Source organism: Priestia sp. P5_B4 (assembly GCF_056400385.1).
On sequence record NZ_JBFULJ010000481.1, the window covers coordinates 1 to 2877 of the forward strand.

3 protein-coding genes are annotated in these 2877 nt (G+C 36.6%); 2 read left to right on the forward strand and 1 reads right to left on the reverse strand.

Going from position 1 to position 2877, the window contains the following annotated elements; all coding sequences use genetic code 11:
* On the reverse strand, positions 1 to 656 hold a 656-nt coding region (locus AC1DRF_RS21645; protein ID WP_477741662.1), incomplete at its 3' end, for a PocR ligand-binding domain-containing protein.
* Positions 657 to 982: 326 nt separating this feature from the next.
* Here AC1DRF_RS21645 and AC1DRF_RS21650 point away from each other — a divergent pair.
* A complete protein-coding gene (locus AC1DRF_RS21650) occupies positions 983 to 2116 on the forward strand; it encodes a glycerol dehydrogenase (protein WP_477741663.1) in 1134 nt (377 codons plus the stop codon).
* 1 nt (position 2117) lies between these two features.
* On the forward strand, positions 2118 to 2877 hold a 760-nt coding region (locus tag AC1DRF_RS21655), incomplete at its 3' end, for a dihydroxyacetone kinase subunit DhaK (RefSeq protein WP_477741664.1).

Sequence of the window (2877 nt, forward strand, 5' to 3'; positions counted from 1 at the left end):
GTAACTGTGTTGGCTAATTCCTTTTTTATATTTTGAATATTATCTAGAGAATAACCGTAAGAAATGTCTTCAGTAGAAAGGTCCTCTTTTACTGGAGCCATCTTTTCATATACTTCTAAAATTAAGTTTTTATTCATAGCTTCCTCTACAATGTAGTTACAAAGCCTATATAACATTTGAGCAGCGTCGTTAATTTCTGTATAGGATAGAGTAGGAATAGAATCATATAGACGCTGTATTTCCTCATTATTATTTAAATTTTGTTCAAATCCCTTTGATGGAACAGTAAGCATTTGTTCCAAGGGAGGATGTTTGTCACCGTCCTTAATTTTCACTTCTCCCGCCATGATGGCACCTACATATTTATCATCAATTATAATGGGAATGGCAATATCGATAATATTCCAGTGACATAAATAGATATAAGGAGCATTGGTTCTGACTGCCTCTAATCCTCCCCGCGCATCGCACTTTTCACAAAGCTTTGCTGTATTAGGATCTTTACGCATAGTCTCACAAAACGGACGTACACCACTGTGTTGAGAAATGGGCACTCCTTTATAGTTAACCGTGACAATCGCTAATTTTGTAACAAGCGCAAGCGAATCTTGAAGGTTTCGCCATTTCTTTAAATCTAGTATTTTATCTAAATTCATGTAAGTAGTTTTCAATGATGTTTTATCTCCCTTGCTTCTACTTTCCGTGCGGTAGTTTGGATTACCTATTTGAGAATATCTTTATTTTATTCCTGAGTTCGTAAAATAAAAGATTGTTCAGCGATAAAGGTAACCTCTTTTCAACGTGAACTTAGTAGTATTTTTACCTGAAATAATGTCATAATAATACCATATTAAATGAAGAGAGCAAAAAAATACGATAAAAAGTTGTAAAAACTCGTCACTTAAGACTAATGTAATCTTATACAAAAGATAGTAAAATTCCGATTGTAAGGGATTACAAAGTTAATTAGGAGGTTTTATTTATGAGAAAAGCATTTATTAGTCCTTCAAAATATATTCAAGGTGAAGATGAAATTTTAAATTTAGGTTATTTTGTGAAAACATTTGGTACTTCTGCACTTTTAATAGCACATCCTGAAGATATTAAACGTGTACAAGACAAATTAGATGCAACAGCAGAAAAATATGGTATTACATTTTTTGAAGGCGGATTCAATGGCGAATGTTCAAGACCAGAAATTTCTAGATTGCAGGAAATAGCGRAAGAAAACAACTGTGATTGTACAATTGGTTTAGGTGGCGGTAAGGCAATTGATACAGCAAAATGTGTGGCTGAGGGAGAGGGATTAATTATCGTCCCAACAATCGCTGCTACGGATGCACCTACAAGTCATTCCGCAGTTATCTATACACCAGAGGGTGCTTTCGATGATTACGCATACTTTAAGCAAAGCCCAAGTGTTGTATTAATTGATACAACAGTCATTGCTAATGCACCTACTAGATTCTTAGTATCTGGTATGGGGGATGCGTTATCCACTTATTTCGAAGCAAGAGCAACAGCACGTTCTTTCTCTAATGTAAATGCTGGATTACCTTGTGGAGTACGTGAGGATTTATGTTCAACAGCAAAAGGTACAAATGCAGCATTAGTGTTAGCAGAACATTGCTACAACACTCTATTAGAGGACGGGGTTAAAGCAAAAGCTGCAAGCGATCATAATGTTGTTACTCCAGCCTTAGAAAACATTATTGAAGCCAATATCTTATTATCAGGATTAGGGTTTGAAAGTGGTGGATTAGCTGGAGCACATGCGATTCATGATGGGCTTACTCTTTTAGAAAGTGCTCACCACTACTTCCACGGTGAAAAAGTAGCTTTTGGTACATTAGCACAATTGGTATTGGAAAATGCGCCAACTGAGGAAATAGAAGAAGTGTTAGATTTCTGTTTAGCAGTAGGACTTCCAGTTTGTCTCGCTGATATTGGAGTGGAACAAATTACACAAGAAGAGTTAATGGAAGTAGCTAATAAAGCTTGTATTCCAGAGGAATCTATCTATTCTATGCCATTCCCTGTTAATCCAGAGTCAGTAGCTGCAGCTATCATCGCAGCTGATCAAATTGGAAATGATTATAAGAAGAGGTTGATATAAAATGAAAAAAATTATTAATAAACCGGAAGATGTTGTACTTGAGATGTGTAAAGGGMTGGTTCTAGCACATCCTGAACTGAATTTAATTGAAAAATATAAAGTCATTAAAAAAGACCAAATTAATAAAAGTAAAGTAAGTATAATTAGCGGGGGCGGAAGTGGACATGAACCTGCTCACGCTGGATATGTAGGAAAGGGCATGTTAGATGCAGCAGTTTGTGGTGATGTATTTGCTTCACCTTCTCAAATACAGATTTATCAAGCCATTAAAGAAACAGCTAGCGATAAGGGAACTTTACTAGTGATTAAGAACTACAGTGGTGACATGATGAATTTCAAGAATGCTGCTTATCTGGCAGAAGAAGATGGAATTCAAGTGGATTATGTAAAAGTAGATGATGATATTGCTGTACAGGACAGTTTATATACAGTTGGAAGACGCGGAGTAGCTGGTACTGTTCTTGTTCATAAAATAGCAGGTGCTGCAGCAGAACGCGGCTATGATCTACCAAAAGTGAAAGAGGCAGCAGAAAACGCTATTGCGAATGTTAAAAGCATTGGCTTTGGACTAACTTCCTGCACAGTTCCTGCTAAAGGAACTCCTACTTTCGAGATTGCAGAAGATGAGATGGAGTTTGGCGTTGGTATTCATGGAGAACCTGGTATCCGTCGTGAAAAAATTATTTCAGCAGACGAACTCGCAGAGCGTACGGTAACTTCATTATTAAAAGAAGTAGGGATAGAAGATGGAAAAGGAGAAG